Origin of the sequence: Paenibacillus humicola (assembly GCF_028826105.1) — a bacterium.
Taxonomy (GTDB): Bacteria; Bacillota; Bacilli; order Paenibacillales; family Paenibacillaceae; genus Paenibacillus_Z; species Paenibacillus_Z humicola.
The window spans coordinates 2,543,156-2,561,394 of the sequence record NZ_JAQGPL010000001.1 but is presented as its reverse complement, the minus strand read 5'-3'; the positions used below and the strand labels follow the sequence as shown (position 1 = coordinate 2,561,394).

Annotated in this window: 17 protein-coding genes; 4 read left to right on the top strand and 13 right to left on the bottom strand. The window is 58.0% G+C overall.

Annotated elements, in window-relative coordinates; genetic code table 11:
- Positions 1–99 precede the first annotated feature (99 nt).
- Positions 100–501 carry a VOC family protein gene (locus PD282_RS11840; protein WP_274650881.1) on the bottom strand — a complete coding sequence of 134 codons (402 nt, stop codon included), beginning with the start codon at positions 499–501 and terminating at the stop codon, positions 100–102.
- A 26-nt stretch (positions 502–527) separates the two neighbouring features.
- Entirely contained in the window at positions 528–1,430 is a 903-nt protein-coding gene (locus PD282_RS11835) for an aldo/keto reductase (RefSeq protein WP_274650880.1), read from the bottom strand.
- A 235-nt stretch (positions 1,431–1,665) separates the two neighbouring features.
- On the opposite strand from PD282_RS11835, the gene PD282_RS11830 reads away from it, so the two are divergent.
- Positions 1,666–1,872, top strand: a complete 207-nt coding sequence (locus tag PD282_RS11830) for a hypothetical protein (RefSeq protein WP_274650879.1) — start codon at positions 1,666–1,668, stop codon at positions 1,870–1,872.
- 86 nt (positions 1,873–1,958) lie between these two features.
- Here the strand turns inward: PD282_RS11830 and PD282_RS11825 are convergent, their stop codons facing one another.
- The 4 genes from PD282_RS11825 to PD282_RS11810 form a co-directional block, all read right to left on the bottom strand.
- A complete protein-coding gene (locus PD282_RS11825; RefSeq protein WP_274650878.1) occupies positions 1,959–3,179 on the bottom strand; it encodes a multidrug effflux MFS transporter in 1,221 nt (406 codons plus the stop codon).
- 384 nt (positions 3,180–3,563) lie between these two features.
- Positions 3,564–4,523, bottom strand: a complete 960-nt coding sequence (locus PD282_RS11820; protein WP_274650877.1) for a D-2-hydroxyacid dehydrogenase family protein — start codon at positions 4,521–4,523, stop codon at positions 3,564–3,566.
- Positions 4,524–4,624: 101 nt separating this feature from the next.
- Positions 4,625–5,500 (bottom strand): phytanoyl-CoA dioxygenase family protein, encoded by an 876-nt coding sequence (locus PD282_RS11815; RefSeq protein ID WP_274650876.1) that lies wholly within the window; start codon positions 5,498–5,500, stop codon positions 4,625–4,627.
- Positions 5,501–5,574: 74 nt separating this feature from the next.
- Positions 5,575–6,447, bottom strand: coding sequence for a helix-turn-helix transcriptional regulator (locus tag PD282_RS11810; RefSeq protein WP_274650875.1), 873 nt, complete (start codon positions 6,445–6,447; stop codon positions 5,575–5,577).
- A gap of 138 nt (positions 6,448–6,585) precedes the next feature.
- On the opposite strand from PD282_RS11810, the gene PD282_RS11805 reads away from it, so the two are divergent.
- Positions 6,586–7,557 (top strand): Gfo/Idh/MocA family protein, encoded by a 972-nt coding sequence (locus PD282_RS11805; RefSeq protein ID WP_274650874.1) that lies wholly within the window; start codon positions 6,586–6,588, stop codon positions 7,555–7,557.
- Here the strand turns inward: PD282_RS11805 and PD282_RS11800 are convergent.
- The 6 genes from PD282_RS11800 to PD282_RS11775 all read right to left on the bottom strand — a co-directional run bounded on the left by PD282_RS11800 (position 7,554) and on the right by PD282_RS11775 (position 14,702).
- On the bottom strand, positions 7,554–8,948 hold the full coding sequence (locus PD282_RS11800; protein ID WP_420832355.1) for an MATE family efflux transporter: 1,395 nt from the start codon (positions 8,946–8,948) through the stop codon (positions 7,554–7,556). The two genes, PD282_RS11805 and PD282_RS11800, sit on opposite strands and share 4 nt — an antisense overlap.
- A gap of 203 nt (positions 8,949–9,151) precedes the next feature.
- Positions 9,152–9,982, bottom strand: coding sequence for a sugar phosphate isomerase/epimerase family protein (locus tag PD282_RS11795; protein ID WP_274650872.1), 831 nt, complete (start codon positions 9,980–9,982; stop codon positions 9,152–9,154).
- 45 nt (positions 9,983–10,027) lie between these two features.
- Entirely contained in the window at positions 10,028–11,029 is a 1,002-nt protein-coding gene (locus tag PD282_RS11790; protein WP_274650871.1) for a Gfo/Idh/MocA family protein, read from the bottom strand.
- Positions 11,030–11,105: 76 nt separating this feature from the next.
- Positions 11,106–11,984 carry a carbohydrate ABC transporter permease gene (locus tag PD282_RS11785; protein ID WP_274650870.1) on the bottom strand — a complete coding sequence of 293 codons (879 nt, stop codon included), beginning with the start codon at positions 11,982–11,984 and terminating at the stop codon, positions 11,106–11,108.
- 12 nt (positions 11,985–11,996) lie between these two features.
- Positions 11,997–12,971 (bottom strand): ABC transporter permease, encoded by a 975-nt coding sequence (locus PD282_RS11780; protein ID WP_274650869.1) that lies wholly within the window; start codon positions 12,969–12,971, stop codon positions 11,997–11,999.
- A gap of 90 nt (positions 12,972–13,061) precedes the next feature.
- Positions 13,062–14,702, bottom strand: coding sequence for a type 2 periplasmic-binding domain-containing protein (locus PD282_RS11775; RefSeq protein ID WP_274650868.1), 1,641 nt, complete (start codon positions 14,700–14,702; stop codon positions 13,062–13,064).
- Positions 14,703–15,062: 360 nt separating this feature from the next.
- Between PD282_RS11775 and PD282_RS11770 the strand changes: the two genes are divergently transcribed.
- Positions 15,063–16,100: a LacI family DNA-binding transcriptional regulator gene (locus PD282_RS11770; protein ID WP_274650867.1), complete on the top strand. Its 1,038-nt coding sequence runs from the start codon at positions 15,063–15,065 to the stop codon at positions 16,098–16,100.
- A 71-nt stretch (positions 16,101–16,171) separates the two neighbouring features.
- On the opposite strand, the gene PD282_RS11765 is transcribed toward PD282_RS11770, so the two are convergent.
- The gene (locus PD282_RS11765) at positions 16,172–17,161 is read right to left on the bottom strand and encodes an aldo/keto reductase (RefSeq protein ID WP_274650866.1); all 990 of its coding nucleotides are present in this window, start codon (positions 17,159–17,161) and stop codon (positions 16,172–16,174) included.
- Between the two features lie 278 nt (positions 17,162–17,439).
- Between PD282_RS11765 and PD282_RS11760 the strand changes: the two genes are divergently transcribed.
- Positions 17,440–18,216, top strand: coding sequence for an SDR family NAD(P)-dependent oxidoreductase (locus tag PD282_RS11760; RefSeq protein ID WP_274650865.1), 777 nt, complete (start codon positions 17,440–17,442; stop codon positions 18,214–18,216).
- The last annotated feature ends 23 nt before the right edge of the window (positions 18,217–18,239 follow it).

Below are 18,239 nucleotides of genomic sequence, written 5' to 3'. Positions count from 1 at the left end.
GCGTCCTTCCCGAGGCGATAAGGCCAAGACACGCGGCGCCGGGCCTGACCGCTGCGGAACGCGCAGCTGCGGTCAAGGCGCTAGACTATCGGCGGACAATCAGGCTTCGAGCGGCCTTCCGATTTCCCAGTGGTGGCCGAACGGGTCGGCGATGCGGCCGATACGCCAGCCGTGTCCTTCACTGATGGGAACGATTTCGACTGCTCCGGCAGCCAGGGCGCGTTCGAATACGGCATCCGGATCCCGGACGGTCAGAATCATCCGGACCGCAGCTTGTCCGGGGGACCCGGAGCCGGCTCCGGGTTCGTCCTGGATCCAGAAATCCGCTTCGCCGACGGCTAAATGAACGATTATCGGCCTGCCGTCTTCGCCCGCAAGACGGTATTTCTCGCGCGTCCCGAATGCGGCCGCGTAGAAGCCGGCCGCTTTCTCCGCATCGTCCACGACAAGCCATGGCGCGATTCGGGCATCGGAAATCGCCTCTATTTCACGGTTTGACATGGAAAGCTCCCTCCACTGCGACTGTCTTATCGATGATTCTCATAACGATTCGCCTTGCTGATCGTACGAATCCAATCGATTTCGTCCGCGCTCAGCGGCTCGAGATTGGCGGCGGCGGCATTGTGCTCCAGCTGCTGCAGCGAGCTCGCGCCCGGAATGACGACCGCTGCGGCGGGATCGGATAACGAATAGCGGATCGCCAGCTGTGCCATGCTCCGGCTGCCGCCCGTGAGCTCGCCGAGCTTTTCCCGGAGCCGATTGATTTCGTCCAGGCTGTAATTCAAATAGCCTTTCTCCGCGCGTTTGGTATCCGATAGCAGCCCGCTCGCCACGGGACCCCGGGCAATGACGCTGATGCCGTTTTCCTTCAGCGCCGGCAGCACCTCTTCTTCCGCGCGGCGGTCGACGATGTTGAATTGGTTCATGACGCTGACGATCGACGAACGGCGGATATATTCGCGGATCACGTTGGGCCGTATGGAGGATATGCCGTAATACCGAATCAGCCCTTCATTTTTCAGCTGCTCGAACGCTTCGATCGTGTCGTCGATCGGGTCGTCAATCGTTCCGCCGTGAAGCTGGTACAGGTCGATGTAATCTGTTCTGAGCCTTCGCAAGCTATCCTTGACGGCTGATAAAATATACGCTTTCGACGGATCCCACACCCAGCCTTCCCGACCCGGAATGCGGCGGTTGCCGACCTTGGTCGCAACGATGACGCGGTCCCGGCGTCCTTCAATCGCTTTGCCGACCAGCTCCTCATTGCGTCCGCCGTCGTACAAATCCGCCGTATCCAGAAAATTGACTCCCAGCTCGAGGGCGCGGTGAATCATGGAGACGGCTTTGCGTTCGTCCGTGCCAAGCGACATGCAGCCCAGCCCGATCTCTCCGGCAATCAAGTCGGAACGGCCAATCCGGTTCATCTTCATCTTCCGTTTCATTCCTTCCCGTTCGGTGATTGGACTGCTTTGCTTCTACCTTGAATATTATCGTATCACAACTAGGTCACAAAGCTGCCTTCTATGTCTTCAGAAATATAGAAATAGGGTATAAACTCCTACCAAAGTATTGCCGATATATAAAACAGCGACTAAATAATCAGACCATACTCCATAGCAAAAGTTCTATTTTCGATGAAGACAACAGGAAAGAAGGGATGCTTTCATGAAAATCATCCAGCGAAAATCCGGCCTCGAAACCGGTTTGCCGGCAAGCGCCAGGCTGCATCCCGCTTTCGAAGCCGAAAAGCCCGAAACGGAAACCGACGCGCTGAAGCAGGAGGAACGAAATTTTCGATTCGGATTGTTTAACGGCGCGCTGATCGTGACCCCGTTCTGGATAGTCGTCATTTGGTTCCTGTTCTTCCGATAATGCCGCAGCTGGCGAAGGTTCGCCCGGGCGGCTGAAAAACCCCGTAACGGCGTTTCCGTTACGGGGTTTATTGTGTGTACGCCGGTTCAGGACATGACCGTTATTTCTTCCTTCCGCTCCCGCTTCGTTCTTTTTCTCACCAATCCGAAATACGCCAGCAGCGCAAGCGAGCTCGTCATAAAGATGATGACGCCCATCGGCACGGCCGTATCTTCCCCCGCAATCCCGACGAGCGGCGATACGATGGCGCCCAGTATAAAAGGAATGACGCCGAGGAGGGCGGACGCGCTTCCCGCAATATGGCTCTGGGACTCCATCGCCAGCGAGAACGACGACGTTGCCGTGATGCCGATGGAAGAAACGAACAGAAACAGCAGCGCAACCAGCCCCGCGAGCGGTCCCTTGAACGAAACCCAGATCAGAACGCCGCCGCTCGACAGACCGGCCAGTGTGAGACCGATGATGACAAAACGGCGTTCGGTAACGATATGAACCAGACGCCCGACGAGCTGCGAGCCGATGATGAGGCTGATGCCGTTCGTCCCGAACAGGATGGAGAACAGCTGAGGCGAAACGCCGTATATGTTCTGATAAATGAACGGCGTGCCCGATACGTAGGCGAAAACGCCTCCGATCATGAGCCCCTGCGCCAGCGCATACCCGGTAAATTGACGATCGCGCAGCAGCGAGCCGAAATTGCGCAGCAGCTGACCGAGGTTGCTCGGCGTCCGCTTCTCCGCCGGCAGCGATTCGGTCAGTCCCCACGTTGCCAGCATGGCCAGCAGCACGCCGACGACACCCAGCACGATAAACACGCCGACCCACGTCGTAAACGAGATGATTCCCCCGCCGGCAACGGGAGCAAGCAGCGGCACCGCGTTGTTGACCAGCATCAGCAGCGAGAAAAATCGGGTCAGTTCGTGGCCGCTGAACACATCCCGGACAATGGCGCGGGAGATGACGATGCCGGCTGCGGCGGCAAATCCCTGTATAAACCGCGCGGCAATAAACAACCCGATATTCGGCGCGACCGCACAGCAGAACGACGCGGTCAAATAGAAGACAAGCGCAATAATGAGCGGCCTCCGTCTTCCGTGCACGTCGCTCAACGCGCCCATTATAATTTGTCCGCAGGCGAGACCCAGCAGGCAGGCGGTCAGGCTGAGCTGCACGAGCGAAGCTTTCGTGCCGAACGCTTCCGTAATTTGCGGAAACGAAGGCAGGTACATATCGATCGTCAGCGGACCGAGCGCGGAAAATGCGCCGAGAAGAAGCGCAAAGCGTAAATGAGAAGTTCGTTTTTGCATCGTCAATCAGTTCTCCTATCCGGTTATTCTCTCTCTATCGTCGAGCGTCGAAGGTACCGCAGAAATAAGTTCCGCACCGCCGCTGCAAGCATTAATTATACTCGCACGAGGGGATGTGCCGCTAGAACAAAATTACTTTTTCTGGAGTTTTCTTGCGATTTCACAATCGGTTGGAAGACTCGCGTTCGGCAGGCCGCCGCTAACATTGCGTTTTGCCGCCATGCATAAAGCAGGCCGCCCGATGGCAGCCTGCTTCGTTGTTGCGGCCGAACGTTGAAGAGCGGCACCTATTTCTCGCGCTCGACATTCAGGTGTTGGTGCGTGCGCCCTTCGATTTGGGCATATGCACGGGCCAGCTTCTCCTCATCCTGTAAATCGAACCGGTTACCGGAGCAGGTTGATGGGAGCGCCGTCCAAATAAGCTTCAATGTCCCGGACGATATCGCGGTAGAATCCGCGGTACGCCGCTTCCGTCACGTACCCGATATGGGGCGTTGCCAGCACATTCGGCAGCGAACGGAGCGGGTCTTCCGCCGGCAGAGGCTCCGTCTCGTACACGTCGAGCCCCGCTCCGGCGATCTTACCGTTCCGAAGCACATCCAGCAGCGCGTCCCGGTCGACGATCGGCCCGCGTGACGTATTGATGAGAAAAGAGGTCGGCCGCATGAAGCCGAGCTCCTTTGCGCCGAGCAGTCCGCGCGTCCGTTCGCTCAGCACGATATGAATCGAGACGAAATCGCTGCTCTCCAGCAGCTCTTCCTTCGAGCCCGCCAGCGTCACGCCAACGGCTGCAGCCCGCTCAGCGGTCAGATTGGGGCTCCACGCCGCAACCTCCATGCCGAACGCCTGCCCGACCCGGGCAACGCTGCTTCCGATGTTGCCGAGCCCGATCAGCCCGAGCCGTTTGCCGATCAAATCGACGCCAACCGTGCTCTGCCACTTCCCGCCGGTACGCAGCGCTTCATTCTCCGGAACGAGCTTTCTCGCCAAGCCGAGAATAAGCGCCCAGGTCAGCTCGGCCGTGCCGTTTCCTCCCCCGCCCGTGCCGCATACGGCGACGCCCCGCTCCGCCGCTGCAGCCACGTCGACTGACGCGTTTCGCATGCCCGTCGTAATGAGCAGCTTCAAATTGGGCAGCCGCTTCAGCAGCGGACTGCGGAATGGAGTTCTTTCCCGCATAATAACGACGATCTCGCAATCTTCGATTGCGGCGACAAGCGCATCCTCGTCATCGAAATGTTCGTGAAACACGTTCACTTCAACGCGGTCCGCTACGGCGGACCAATCCGCCATCGTCAAAGCGACCTGCTGATAATCGTCAAGCACGGCACACCGTATTTTCACCCGTCATTCCCCTTCCCAATTGGATATAAATTTATAATCGCACAGGAGCGGGCGTTTGCCAAGCTTCCAGAAGCCGGGAAAATCGGGGATATCATCCGCTTTCAGCATTCCGCGCGGGACATGGCGTTGGTGAACATGCGCTTGTATTCGCCGGGCTTAAGCTTTTCCGCCGACTGCGGCGCGTAATGGATTTGAACCGATCTCCGCCGTTTATCGGTAAAGTTCGGCGGCGTCCCGTGATGCAGCAGCCCCGAAAACAACAGCACGCCGCCCGGCTTTAGCGGAACGGCCACGTCGCGTTCGAGGCGAACCGCCGTATCGCACAGCTGCCAGTCCCGGACAGCATAATGCGGAACGGCTCCGTCACGGTGAGAATAAGGAATGACATGCATGCACCCGTTGTCCAGCCCGGCTTCGTCGAGTGCGAACCAGGCGCCGATGACCGGACGGTCGTAAGCCAGGTTGCCGTAGGCCATGTCCTGGTGCCACGGCTTCTCCGCTCCGCCGGACGGCGGCTTCAGAATGGCCTGATCCTGCACGATTTTGACCGGTTCGCCGAAGAGCCTGCCCATCGCCGACAGAATCGATTCCTTGGCGGCGACTGCCGCCAGCCGCGGCTCGTGATCGATAAATTCGCTCAGTTTGCGGACGGCCAGCTCGCGTTCCCAATCGCTGCCAAGCTCGTGCTCCGGCCGGACAAACTGGATGCGGGAGCCTGCCGAGCGGCCGTGAATAATGTCCATGACCGCTTCGATCGCGCTTTCGACCTCATCATCCGACAGCGCCTGCTCGATAACGAGATAGCCGCGCTCCCAAAAGCGTTTCACATGCGCTTCCGTCAGCTCCCGCAGAGAAGCAATGCGTTCGTCCTCCACACGGTCGTACCGGTAAAGCGTGCGGGCGACCGTTTCCGCCAGTTCCGCCTCTTCGGCCGTCCGGTACGCATACAGCGTCCGGTCCGGCTGCTCGGTATTCATCCGGCAATCCCTCCTTTTGCCGATATCGTACCATTTCGGAGGGGCGGCGGAACATGACCGAAGGAACACAATTTTTATCCTTTTCCCGATACGGGCTCATCCCGCCGGGCGCGGCCGTGAGGACGGGCGGCGACGCTCCGGAATTGGCAGTGCGAAGGCGGTTCGCCGAAATAACGCTTGAACTGGCGGCTGAATCCAAAGACGTTTGCATACCCCAGCGCATCGGCGATTTGCGAGACGTTCATGGACGTTTCCGTCAACAGGAGCATCGCCCGTTCCATTCTTGTTTTGGTCAGATAAGCTTGAAGCGAACCCCCGGTCACGTTCTTGAACAGCCGGCTCAAATATTCGGCCGACAGGCCGGACAGCTCGGCGGCATCGGCAACGGTCATATTTCCGGCCGCGCTGCCGCGGATCGCCGCGCACACCTTCGCTACCGTCCGGCGCTGTTTGGCCGAAAGGTCGCCGGTCTCCCCGTACTGGGCCTGCTGCCGCATAAGCGCGAAGAGGGCGAGCCGAAGCAGGCCGTCGAACTCCCCCGCCGCCAAATCGTCGGCCAGCTCGCTGCAGACCAGCATCCGGTTCAGCAGGCTTTCGAACCAGACCGGCTCGTCCACCTCGGTATAACGCGCGATCGGAAGACGCTCCTTATAAAGCCGGCCGTCCTGCAGCGCTTCAAAATGAATATACATGACGGTCAGGCGATCGGCCGGATCCTGTTCCGCGATCGGCTTGTCTCCGGGCCTGAGAAGAAAGCAGCTGCCTTTGGCCAGGCCGAAGCGCCGGCCGCCGGCCAGCATCGTGCCTCTGCCCGACACCACGTACCACAAATCGTAGTCGGCGAGCGCAGGCGCGCGCCAATCCCAGCCCGGCTCGCACCGCGCTTTGCCGCAGCTGCCGCTCAGCCGAAACCGAAGCTGTCCAAGAGGGTCCGTCCCAAGATGCATGCCGGCCCTTCTCCTCTCTTTGGAAAAAATCGTTGCGGATTAGGTTCAGTCTAGCGGAAAACCGGATTGAAGGATACAGCGGGAATCGTTATAGTAGAGAAAATCGGTCGAGCAACCGAACGCGAAAGGATGGATCACATGCAAACGGTAAGATGGGGCATAATCGGCTGCGGCGATGTAACGGAGGTGAAGAGCGGCCCGGGATTCCGGAAAGCAAACGGCTCCCGTTTGGCAGCCGTCATGCGCCGAAACGCGGCACTCGCCGAAGACTATGCCAGGAGGCACGGCGTCCCGAATTGGTACAGCGACGCGCAGCACCTGATCGACGATCCCGGTGTGGATGCCGTTTATATCGCCACTCCCCCGGCTTTTCATAAGGAATATACGCTGATGGCGGCACGGGCGGGCAAACCCGTTTACGTGGAAAAGCCGATGGCGATGAACGCCGCCGAATGCGAGGACATGATCGAAGCGTGCCGGCAAGCCGGCGTACCGCTGTTTGTCGCGTACTACCGGCGGGCGCTGCCGCGTTTCCGCAAAGTGAAAGAGCTGCTTGAAGGCGGAGTGATCGGCGACGTCCGTTTCGTCACGACCGTCCAGCTGGGAAGGCCGGCAGCGGCGGACTCCTGGCGGGTACAGCCGGACATTTCAGGCGGCGGCCTCTTTCTGGACGTCGCGAGCCACACGCTGGACCTGCTCGACGAGCTGCTGGGGCCGATCGCCGAAGCACGGGGCTTCGCGGCCAATCAAGGCGGATGCTATAAAGCGGAGGATATCGTGACGGGAGCCTTTCAGTTCGAGTCGGGCATATACGGGACGGGAACGTGGTGCTTCTCGTCGTACACCCATGCGGACCGGAACGAAATCGTCGGCACGGAAGGAAAAATAACGTTCAGCACGTTCGATAACCGGCCGGTCGTAGTCGAAACGCAGCAGGGTGTCCGGGAATTTCGGATCGATCATCCGGAGCATATTCAGCAGCCGCTTATTCAAACGATCGTCGATCAGCTGCTCGGCCGCGGAGAATGTCCCAGCACCGGCGTTTCAGGCGCCAGGACAAGCCGCGTCATGGACCGGCTGATTGCGGATTATTACCATCGCACCGTTTAAGCCCGGTTCATCGCTTCCATCATGCGCGTTTTGCGCCAGCCGCCGTACAAATAATAAAGCACGTTCAGCGCGGCGGCGATGGCAAAGCTGATCGGGAAGCTCCACCAGATCATATCGAACCCGAAACGGCTGCCGAAATACGAGGCAAGCGGGATGCGGATGACGAGCAGCGCGATGAACGATACGATGAGCGGCACGATGACCGCCCCGGACGAACGGACGACGCCCGCCACCACGTTGAAGATGCCGAAAATAATAAACGACCAAAGCGTGATATTGTTAATGTGGATGCCAAGCTCGATCGCCATGCCGTGAATCGGCAGAAACAGGCCGAGCGCCTCGCGGTTGAACAGGTGCAGGAGGAGGACAAGCAGCCCCGTCAGCAAAATATTGAAGCCGACTCCCGTCCAGGTGACGCGGCTGACCCGGTCCCATTTTCCCGCCCCGATGTTTTGCGCCGCGATCGATGTCACCGCCCCGCCGACGGCCATGGCCGGCATCTGCACGTAGCTGGAAATTTGGTTCGCCACTCCGAAGGCCGCGGTCGATTCGGAGCCGAAAGCGTTCACAATATGGATCAGCACCAGGTTGCTGACCGAGACGACGACCATGTTGAGCCCCATAGGCAGTCCTTTGCGGATCAGAATGCCGACGAGCGGCCAATTGAGCCGAAGCAGGTGAAGATCCTGTTTTGTGATGCGAAGAAAATATTTTTTCATATACAAGTAGACGAGCAGTGCGAAGAAGCTGACGAACTGCGCGAAAAACGTCGCCGTGGCCGACCCGCCGATGCCGAGCTTCGGAAACGGCCCGAAGCCCGTAATGAGCAGCGGATTCAGCAGCACGTCCAGCCCCGCCGAAAACAGCAGGAAATAAAACGGCGTCTTGGCGTCGCCCGAGCCGCGCAGGACGGCCATAACCAGGTTGTAGCCGAACATGAACGGAATACCGGCAAAAATAATTTGCGTATACGTGACGGCAAACGGCTTCGCGTCGGGCGGCGTATTCAGCAAATCCAGAATATGCGGGGAGAAAATAACGCCGGCCGCGCCGACGATCACGGACGTGATGGCGAAGAACACGACGCTCGTGCCGACGACGCGTTTGGCTTCTTCGACCTTCTGCGCGCCTAAATTTTGCCCGACGAGAATGACGGCCGCCATCGAGATGCCGAAGATCAGGCTGAGCAGGAAGAACATGATGATATTCGCGTTCGATGTCGCGGCAAGCGCGGTTTCCCCCAAAAATTGGCCGACCCAGATCGAGTTGATCGATCCGTTAAGCGACTGCAGCACGTTTCCGAACAGGATGGGCAGGGAAAACAGGAAGAGCGTCTTGGCGATCGGCCCTTCCGTCAGAACAGGCCGGCTCTTGGCTTTTGGTTCCATGATTTAATTCCTCCTATGATAGCGCTATGCTGCTCCGATGAAGGCCGCAACCATTTCCAATAATGAATCGCCTAATTCATCATTATACAAGGCTGCCCATCGATTTCCAACCTGTGGCAAACGGCCTGACGCTTCGCCGGCAGGCCCAAGACAGACAAAAAGACCTGATCGCCCGATCAGGTCTGAATGTATCGCCTTTTATCGCGTTATAATTCCGCAAACAGCCGGTCGAACCCGGCCTTCGTTCGCTTCAGCAGCTCGTCCGTAGAATCCGAAGGCGGCTGCGGCGTCAGCACCTCCTGCGCGACGGGACCGTCGTAGCCGGTTTTTTTCAACGCCTGCAGGAACCCCTTCAGGTCGATCACGCCCTCGCCGATATAAAGCCGGTCGTTGTCCCTCAGTTCTTCGACGGGTAAATCCCTGGCGTCGTTAATGTGGACGTGCACGATTTGTTCCCCGCTCAGACGTTCGAGCCGTTCCGGACCGAAGCCGGTCGTATGGCAGTGATAGCTGTCGATCAGCATGCCGACGTTCGGCAGCCCGATCGCGGCGATCAGCTCGAGCGTTTCCTCGGCGGTCCAAATAAACGGATTTTTCCTCGCCGTGCGGGCATGATGCGGGCCGACGAATTCGAGCCCCAGCCGCAGCCCGTACGCGCCGAGTATTTCCGCGCATACGCGGAACCGGTATACCGCCTGCGCCATCAGCGGGGCGGCCGGCAAATCCGTGGAAGGCATGATCCACGTGATGCAGCGCGTACAGCCAAGCGAGGCGGCCGCAGCCGCCGATTCGGCGAGGGCAGGCAGCCCCTGCCGGAAATCGGCGTCCGTCCTGCGCCATTCCACCGGCAGGTTGATCGCGCCGATCGCAACGCCGGTCTCCGCCAGCAGACCGGAAGCCCCTTCGGCGCCCAAAGCGCCGATCAGCGCTTTCGCGTCGGTATCGACCGCGCCGAAGCCGTATTCCGCCGCCTTGCGGATCAGCTCTTCATCGCTCCCTGTCCAGCCGAGTCCGGCCCGGGTCAATCCTTTGATCATGTCCGTCCCTCCGATCTCGTTCACGGTCTAAGGCTTTGCGCAAGCCTATTCGTGCGTCAGCGGAATGACGCGGCTGCCTTCGGCCGCGCTTTTCCATGCCGCCTCCGTCAAGCGGGCGATTCGCAGGCCGCAGCTCGAAGGTGCGGCCGCTTCGCCGATCCGGCCGAGCACAAGATCGACAAAGTTGCGGTCCGGATCGCTCGATGCCGGCAGCTCTTCCTCCGGCACCTCCGTCAGCCCCCGCTCGCCTTCCCTCGCCACGAGAATTTTATTGTTGCGGTACAGAATCGATCCTTTATCGCCGTGAATCGAGACGTCTTCATGCCAGCCGATGCTGGCGCTGCCGACCACATTGAACGTAGCGATGGCGCCGCCCTGGAAGCGGACGGTCACGGCGGAGTCGATATCGACCTCCGTGCCGCGATTGTCAATAAAAGCGGAAACGCTTTCAGGCTCCAGCCCGCTCAACCACAGCACGACGTCTAGTAAATGGCTGCCGGAATCGTTCAGCTGGCCGCCGCACGACAGCGCCAGATTTTGCCGCCAGGTGCCTTTGGCGCCGATCAGCCAGCGCTGCGCCTGATACGCGCAAATATAATTGATATTGCCAAGCTCGCCTTTCGCGATCAAGTCATGGATATACATGTACGGCCCCATCAGGTGCCTCTGGTACGCGACGGCCAGATGCCGCTTCTTCTCCTCCGCACGGGCGATGATGCGCGCCGCATTCTCTGAACCGGCGACGAACGGCTTCTCCATCAGGACATGGAGATCGCCGTCCAGGCACGCCATCCCCTGCTCGAAATGCATGCTGTGCGGTGAAACGATGACGGCGGCGTCCGCGCCGGCTTCGGCGATCGCTTCCTTGTAATCCTTATAGACGGCGACGTCCGCAAGCTGCGGGAAGTCCGTCTTGACCCGCTCCACGGCGGCGTCCGAGGGATCCGCCAGGGCGGCGATTTCCGCTTCGGGCACCTCCAGAAGCTTGCGAATGTGCTGCCTTCCCATGCCGCCGACGCCAATCATCAGAAAACGAACCTTTTCCATTCGTCCTACCTCCAAAACGTTAAAATGATATGCTGTTGCCGAACGCAGCCGTACCGCCCGATGACGGGCGGCTTCCTCATCCTTTGACCGACCCGATCATGGCGCCTTTCGCAAAATATTTCTGGATGAACGGGTACACGATCAGGATGGGAAGGGTTGCGACGACGATTGAAGCCATTTTCACCGTATTTTCGGACACGGTCTGCTGGTAGCCGATGGACACGCCCTGGCTCTGCATCGCCGAGGAGGCATTGTTGACGATGTCCCGCAGCACGGCCTGGAGCGCCCATTTGTTCTTGTCGGTTATATATAAAATCGTGGAGAAGAAATCATTCCAATAAAAGACCGCGACGAACAGCCCGATGGTGGCGAGCACCGCTTTCGACAGCGGCAAAATGATGCTGAAAAAGATGCGCAGCGTCGATGCGCCGTCGATCTTGGCCGCCTCCTCCAGCTCCTCCGGGATGCCCGCGAAAAACGTCCGCATGACGAGAATGTTCCACGCGCCGAGCATGTTCGGCAGGATGAGCGCCCACAGCGAATCGAGCAGGTGCAGATCCTTCACGAGCAGGTAGCTCGGTACGATTCCGCCGTTGAACAGCATCGTGAACAGGAAGATGAAGGTGAAAAACGTTCCTCCCCGCAGCCTTTTTTTCGAAATCGCATAGGCGGTCGTCGCCGTGAAAAAGACGGCCATCAGCGTCCCGGCAATCGTCACGATGAACGAAACGCGAAACCCCGACAGGAACGAGACGTTGTTGAACACCAGCGAATAGGAGGCCAGGGAGAAGCCGCTCGGCTTCAGAAACAGGCCGCCCGTTGCCGACAGCTTCGGATCGCTGATGGAATACATGAACAAATACCAGAACGGGTACAACATCATCATCATAACAAAAATCATGAACACATAATTGACCGCAATAAAAATTTTTTCGCCCGGCGTATTTTTGATCATCCCGGTCCCTCCTTACCACAGGCCGTCGTTGCCGGTTTTTTTCACGATCTTGTTCGTCAGCACGATGAGCGCGAGCGCGATGACGGATTTAAAAATGCCCGCCGCCGCGCCGAGGCTGTAATTCGACTCCAGAATGCCCTTGCGGTACACGTACGTGTCGATGACGTCGGCGACGTCGTACACGAGCGGGTTGTACAGCAGAAAAATTTGCATAAAACCGGCTTCGAGAATATTGCCCAGGCTCAGAATGAACAAAATAATGATGACCGGACGGATCGACGGCAGCGTAATGTGCCACATTTGCTTGAACCGGTTCGCGCCGTCCATGATCGCCGCCTCGTACAGGTGCGGATCCACGCCGGACATCGCCGCCAAATAAATGATCGTCCCCCACCCGATTTCCTTATAAATGTCCGTGACGACCAGCATCGGCCGGAAGTACGAAGGCTCAGTCAGGAAGTTGATCGGCTGCCCGCCGAAAGCCTTCAGCACGAAGTTCACGACGCCGTCCACCGGGTTCAGAAAAATCGTAATGATCCCCGCGAAAATGACCCACGAGATAAAATGCGGCAGGTAGACGATCGTCTGCGTGAACCGCTTGAAGGCCATATTCCGCAGCTCGTTCAGCAGCAGGGAAAGGACGATCGCAGCAGGAAAACCGAACGCCAGCTTCAAGAAGCTGATGATGAACGTATTGGCGAATATTTTCGTAAAGTCCGGCGTCCGGAACAGACGCTCGAACTGCAGCAGACCGACCCAGGGGCTCGCCCCGACGCCGGAAAAAATGTTGTACTCCTTAAACGCGATAACCAGACCGTACATCGGAATATATTTAAAGACGAGAATGAGCAGCAGACCGGGAAGCAGCAGCAGGTACAAGGCTTTATCGCGCTTCAGATCGCGGACGAGCCACCGCAGCCTGCCGGAAGCGGCCTTACCGACCGGCCGGGATGCAGCCTTCAACTCCAGATCCTTGACCTTCATCATCCACACTCCAATCCTTCGGGAAGATGGCCCGGGTGACGGCCGAACGGAAGCCGGCTCCCGCCCGCCGGAGGGGCGGGAGCCGGCGGCGGATCACTGGGCTTTGTAAGGAACGATATTTTTGTCGTACCAGTCGCTGTAAGCCGCGTATTCTTCCTTCTGCGCCGCATACAGCTTGTTCGCTTCTTCCTCCACCTGTTTGCCGCCGATTTTATAATACTGATCGACGAATTTGTCGAAATCGTCGATGCTGCGCTGGCCCGAAATGATGCCGTAAAACGTCTCGTCCCGGAGCTTGATGATATCGGGCGAATATTCCGTCCATGCCGGCCGGTCGAGCGATTTGAATTCGACGCGAAGCTTGCGCATCGGGTCGGACGTCTTCTCCCTGCGCGCCCACAAATCCTTCACCTCCGGCGGATACGTGAACGTCAGCGCATCCTTGCGGCCCACGTACCAATCGAAGTTTCCAAGACCGAGCTTCGCCGATTCCTCGGGATCGATCAGCGATTTGAACTTGCCGTTCTCGACCTTATACTGCTCGCCTTCTTTGCCGAAGCGGATGAGCCGGTAAGATTCCGGCGACGCGATTTCGTTCAGCACCTGCATGACGTCCGCCGGCTTCTCCGCTTTTTTCGTAATGGACAGGTAAGCCCAGCCCCCGACCTGTTCCGGATAATCCGAGCTGAAGCCGTCGGGGCCCTTGATCGCCTCGATCGACATGATTTCGGCTTTCGGATCGGTCGCCTTCAGGCCGGCGATGACGTTGTTATCCGGCGAAAAGTACGCGTTCCAGCGGTAAGTGGCGCCGATTTTGCCCTGCTGCATAATATCGTCGAACTTCGAGCCGTCCGTCTGCCCGACAAGCAGCATGCGCGGGTCGATCAGCCCTTCCTTGTACATGCCCTGCAGCACTCGCAGCGCTTCCTTGGTCTGCGGGAGAATCGCGCCGTATTTGACGGTGCCGTCGTCCTGAACCATAAAATAGTCGGGATTCGATTTGTAGGCGTACAGGATCGGCGCGAAGCTGCGCCATTCCGCCGGCCCGGAGAAGCCGTACGTGTCCTTCTTGCCGTTGCCGTCCGGGTCGTCGTTCGTGAACGCCCGCAGCACGTCGATAAATTCCGGCACCGTGGTCGGCACCTTGAGCCCGAGCTTATCCATCCAATCCTTGCGCAAAATGGTCGTCATCGTCCCGGGCTCGCCGATGTCAGCCGGAACCCGGAACATTTTGCCGCTTTTGTCCCAGGAGTAGAACAGATTATCCTTGTTGTAATAGCTGATAATATTTTGTCCGTACTGCTGCAAATAGGGCGTAAGGTCATGAATGATTCCCGACTGCGACCATGTGCTGTACTCCTTGTTCATGTCGCCCAAGTACCAGATCACGTCCGGCATCGTTTTCGGATCGCTCATAATCAGGTTGATTTTCGTCTTGATCTGGTCAAACCCCGGAAGCATGATGCTGTCGATCTGCACCGGACGCTTCAATTTGTCCGACAGATGCTTCTCCAGCTCCTTCTCGAGCCAGGAGTCCGGCGTTTTCGGGCCCGCCGCCAACGTCATGGTGACGTCGATCGGAGATGAATCGGCTTGCGAACCGCCCGCATCGTTTCCGCCCGTTTCGGGAGCCGCGCCGGAACCGCCGGTTCCATTGCCGCCGCCCGAACCCGAGCAGGCAGCGATGCCGAGCATCATGATAAACGACAGGTAAAGCAGAACTCGTTTCTTCATGTTTCACCCTCCTCATCTTTGGAAAATAAAGCGCTTACCAAATCAAACAAAAAAACGATTGATATTACAAAATTCCGAGTATGTAATCTTACATTTTGGAAAAATGCACATCAATCTGTTTGCCTCGATTATAAGTCCGCTTCCGCCTGTTGTAAATATATAATTTTAACGGCTGTCATTTTAACCGGCTGTCGATCGGGATTTTCTGCTGTTTCCTGCATCAAATTTGTAACATTATGCATTGCATTTTTCGACATTTTGTCACATTACGAATATTACAAATTTGATGACGAATTTGACATTCAAAGGTCAGCATTTAAAATAGAACTATTAAATGACAAATAAGGGATTGGGAAACCGGTGAGCAAAAAAGTGACGACCCACGACATCTCCAGTCGGCTGGGCATCTCGAGAAATACGGTGTCAAAGGCGCTGAACAATCACCCGAGCGTTTCGGAGGAGACCCGGAGAAAGGTCGTCGAGCAAGCCGTCGCAATGGGCTACAAGAAATCGATTCCGGCCGCCGACAAGCCGGCTGCCGCCGTCCGCGGCACGAGAAGCATCGCCTTTCTGACCAAAATGTCCGTCAATGCGGGGTATTGGATGAATTTGATGCGCGGCGTCGAGGAGTCGCTTCGCGGGAACGGCTGCGAGATGAAGATTTCATTCATCAATAACGAGGATATCCGGTCGCTCGTCCTGCCTCCCATGATCGGCGGCCCGATCGACGGATTTATCGTGGCGGGAAATCTGGACAAGACGTACGCCGAAAAGCTGACGGCCCTGCCGATCCCGAAGGTGTTTATCGATATGCACGCCGCCTTTCCGCTGACCGAGCTGCAGACGGACCTGGTGCTGATGGAGAGCGAGGAAAGCGTGTACCGGATTGTCTGCCATCTGATCGATTCGGGACATCGAGACATCGCGTTTATGGGGGATATTACGTCCCGCAGCATGTTCGAGCGGTGGAAGGGGTTTTCCAGAGCGATGTACGAACGACAGGTTCCGCTCGTTCCCGCTTACTGCATCACGGGTCATCACGCGTCCAAATACCAGTCTTTCGAAGGGGTTGCCGAGGCGCTCGGCGCGCTTGAGCGGTTTCCCACCGCACTCGTCTGCGCCAACGATATTACCGCGATTCACGCCATCCGCTTTGCCAAGGAAAACCGTTTGAATGTGCCCGGGGATTTGGCCGTGTCCGGCTTCGACCGCATTAAAGAAACGGAGTTGCTCGACGTTTCGCTGACAACGGTATCCAACGACGAGTTCCAGCTGGGACTGCGGGCGGCGGAGCAGCTGATGTACCGGATCCGGCGTCCGGACAAGCCCTTCGAGGTCATTCGGCTGTCGACGAAGATCGTCCTGGGGGAAAGCACGCGTGTTCGCCGCGATTCATGAAAAAACCTCTTCCCGGGCGGATTTCCACCCGGGAAGAGGTTTTATGGGAGCCCTCATGCGCCTTCCGACTCCTACTCCCAGTGGCGCTTGCCGCCGAGGCGGGTTTTCGGAGGGAGCACGTCATCGATACGCTTCAGATCGTCCGAATTCAGCTCGACGTTCAGCGCGCCGAGATTATCCTCCAGCTGCTGCATCGTTCGCGGCCCAATGATCGGAGACGTGACGCCGGGCTGCTGAATCATCCAGGCCAGCGCCAGCTGGCTGAGCGTGGCGCCTTTCTCCTCCGCGATCGGCATGAGCGCCTCGATCGCATTCAGGCGTTCGACGATATAGCCGGCGTTCGGATCGAGATTTTTGCGGCCGATGCGCGTGTCCGCAGGGAACGGCTTGTTTTTGCGGTAAGCGCCTGTCAGCCAGCCTTCGGCAAGCGGACCCCACGGCATAATGCCAAGGCCGTACTTCTGGCAGACCGGAACGACTTCCTCCTCGATGCTGCGGTCGAACAGGTTGTACGGCGGCTGCTCCGCGACGAACCGTTCCAGGTTCATCCGCTCGCTGACCGCGATCGCCTCCATCGTCTGCCAGGCCGGGAACGTGGAGAGGCCGATATAGCGCACCTTCCCCTGATTGACCAAATAGTCGAGCGTGCGCAGCGTTTCGTCGATCGGGGTATTCGCATCGGGACGATGAATCCAGTATAAATCGATGTAATCGGTTTGCAGCCGCTTCAGGCTTTCATCCACCTGCTTCACGATATGGACGCGGCTGTTCCCCTGGTCGTTCGGCCCGTCGCCCATCCTGCCGTGCACCTTGGTTGCCAGAAACACCTTGTCGCGGCGGTCCTTGATCGCTTTGCCGACATGGCTCTCGGATACGCCTCGCGAATAAACGTTGGCCGTGTCGATAAAATTAAGGCCCGCATCCAGAAAACGATGAACGATTTCAATCGAGTCCTTCTCCTCCGTCCGGTTGCCGAAGTTCATTGCGCCCAAGCAGAGCGTGGATACCCGCGCGCCGGAACGCCCCAATTGACGAAATGCGACTTGATTCGATGCTGCCATATTTTCCGCCTCCTATGGATCTTTTTTTTGCCGAAAGGTTGTAAGCGTTTTCCTCCGTTGTCCTTCTCTATTATAATTCAGATTCCAATAGGCGGAAACGACTGAATCGCTTGGTACTTACTATCTCCAAGTATAGCTGCTGCGCGGCATTGCAGCCGTTTTCAATCGAACGGCTTAAGCATTGACAAGGTCTGCCCGATCATAAATAATTGGGATGAACTGATGCTCCTCATATTTTCTCTGCCAGATCAATTTGCAAGCAAGCGGGAGGTAATTGAATGGACTATACAAAACTTTTCTCCTTGCAAGGAAAAACGGCGGTCGTCACCGGAGGCGCGCGCGGACTCGGCCAAGCGATGGCCGGCGCATTCGCGAGCTTCGGCGCCAGCGTCGCGCTGATCGACATGGATGTCGAATTGGCCCGGGCCGCCGCCGGCGAAATCGAACGAGAGCACGGCGTCCGCTGCGCGGCCTTTCGGGGCAACGTAACCGATGAAGCCGATATCGGGAAGGTCATGAACGCCGTCGCCGAGCAGTTCGGCTCGATCGACATTCTGCTCAACAATGCGGGAATCCTGAAACGGGGGCCCGCCGAAGAAATGAGCGTGCAGGATTGGCAGGCCGTCATGGACGTCAATCTGAACGGCGTTTTTATTTGTTCCAAGGAAGCGGCCAAGCATATGATCCGGCAGGGCGGCGGCTCGATCGTCAACATCGCCTCCATGTCCGGCTTTATCGTCAACACGCCGCAGCTGCAGGCGGCCTACAACACGTCCAAAGCCGCCGTTGTGATGGCGACGAAGTCGTTCGCCTCCGAATGGGCGCCTCACGGCATACGCGTGAACGGCATCGCCCCGGGCTATATGAAGACGAGCATGACCGGTCCCGAATTCGAGCCGGGCGGCGAATATTATCCGATCCTCCAGATGATCCCGATGAAAAGGCTCGGCAATCCGGAGGAGCTGGGTGGCCTGGCCGTTTTCCTCGCTTCCGACGCGTCATCCTACATGACTGGTGAAACCGTTGTCATTGACGGCGGCTACACCATCTGGTAGATACCATTATCCTCTCACGATTG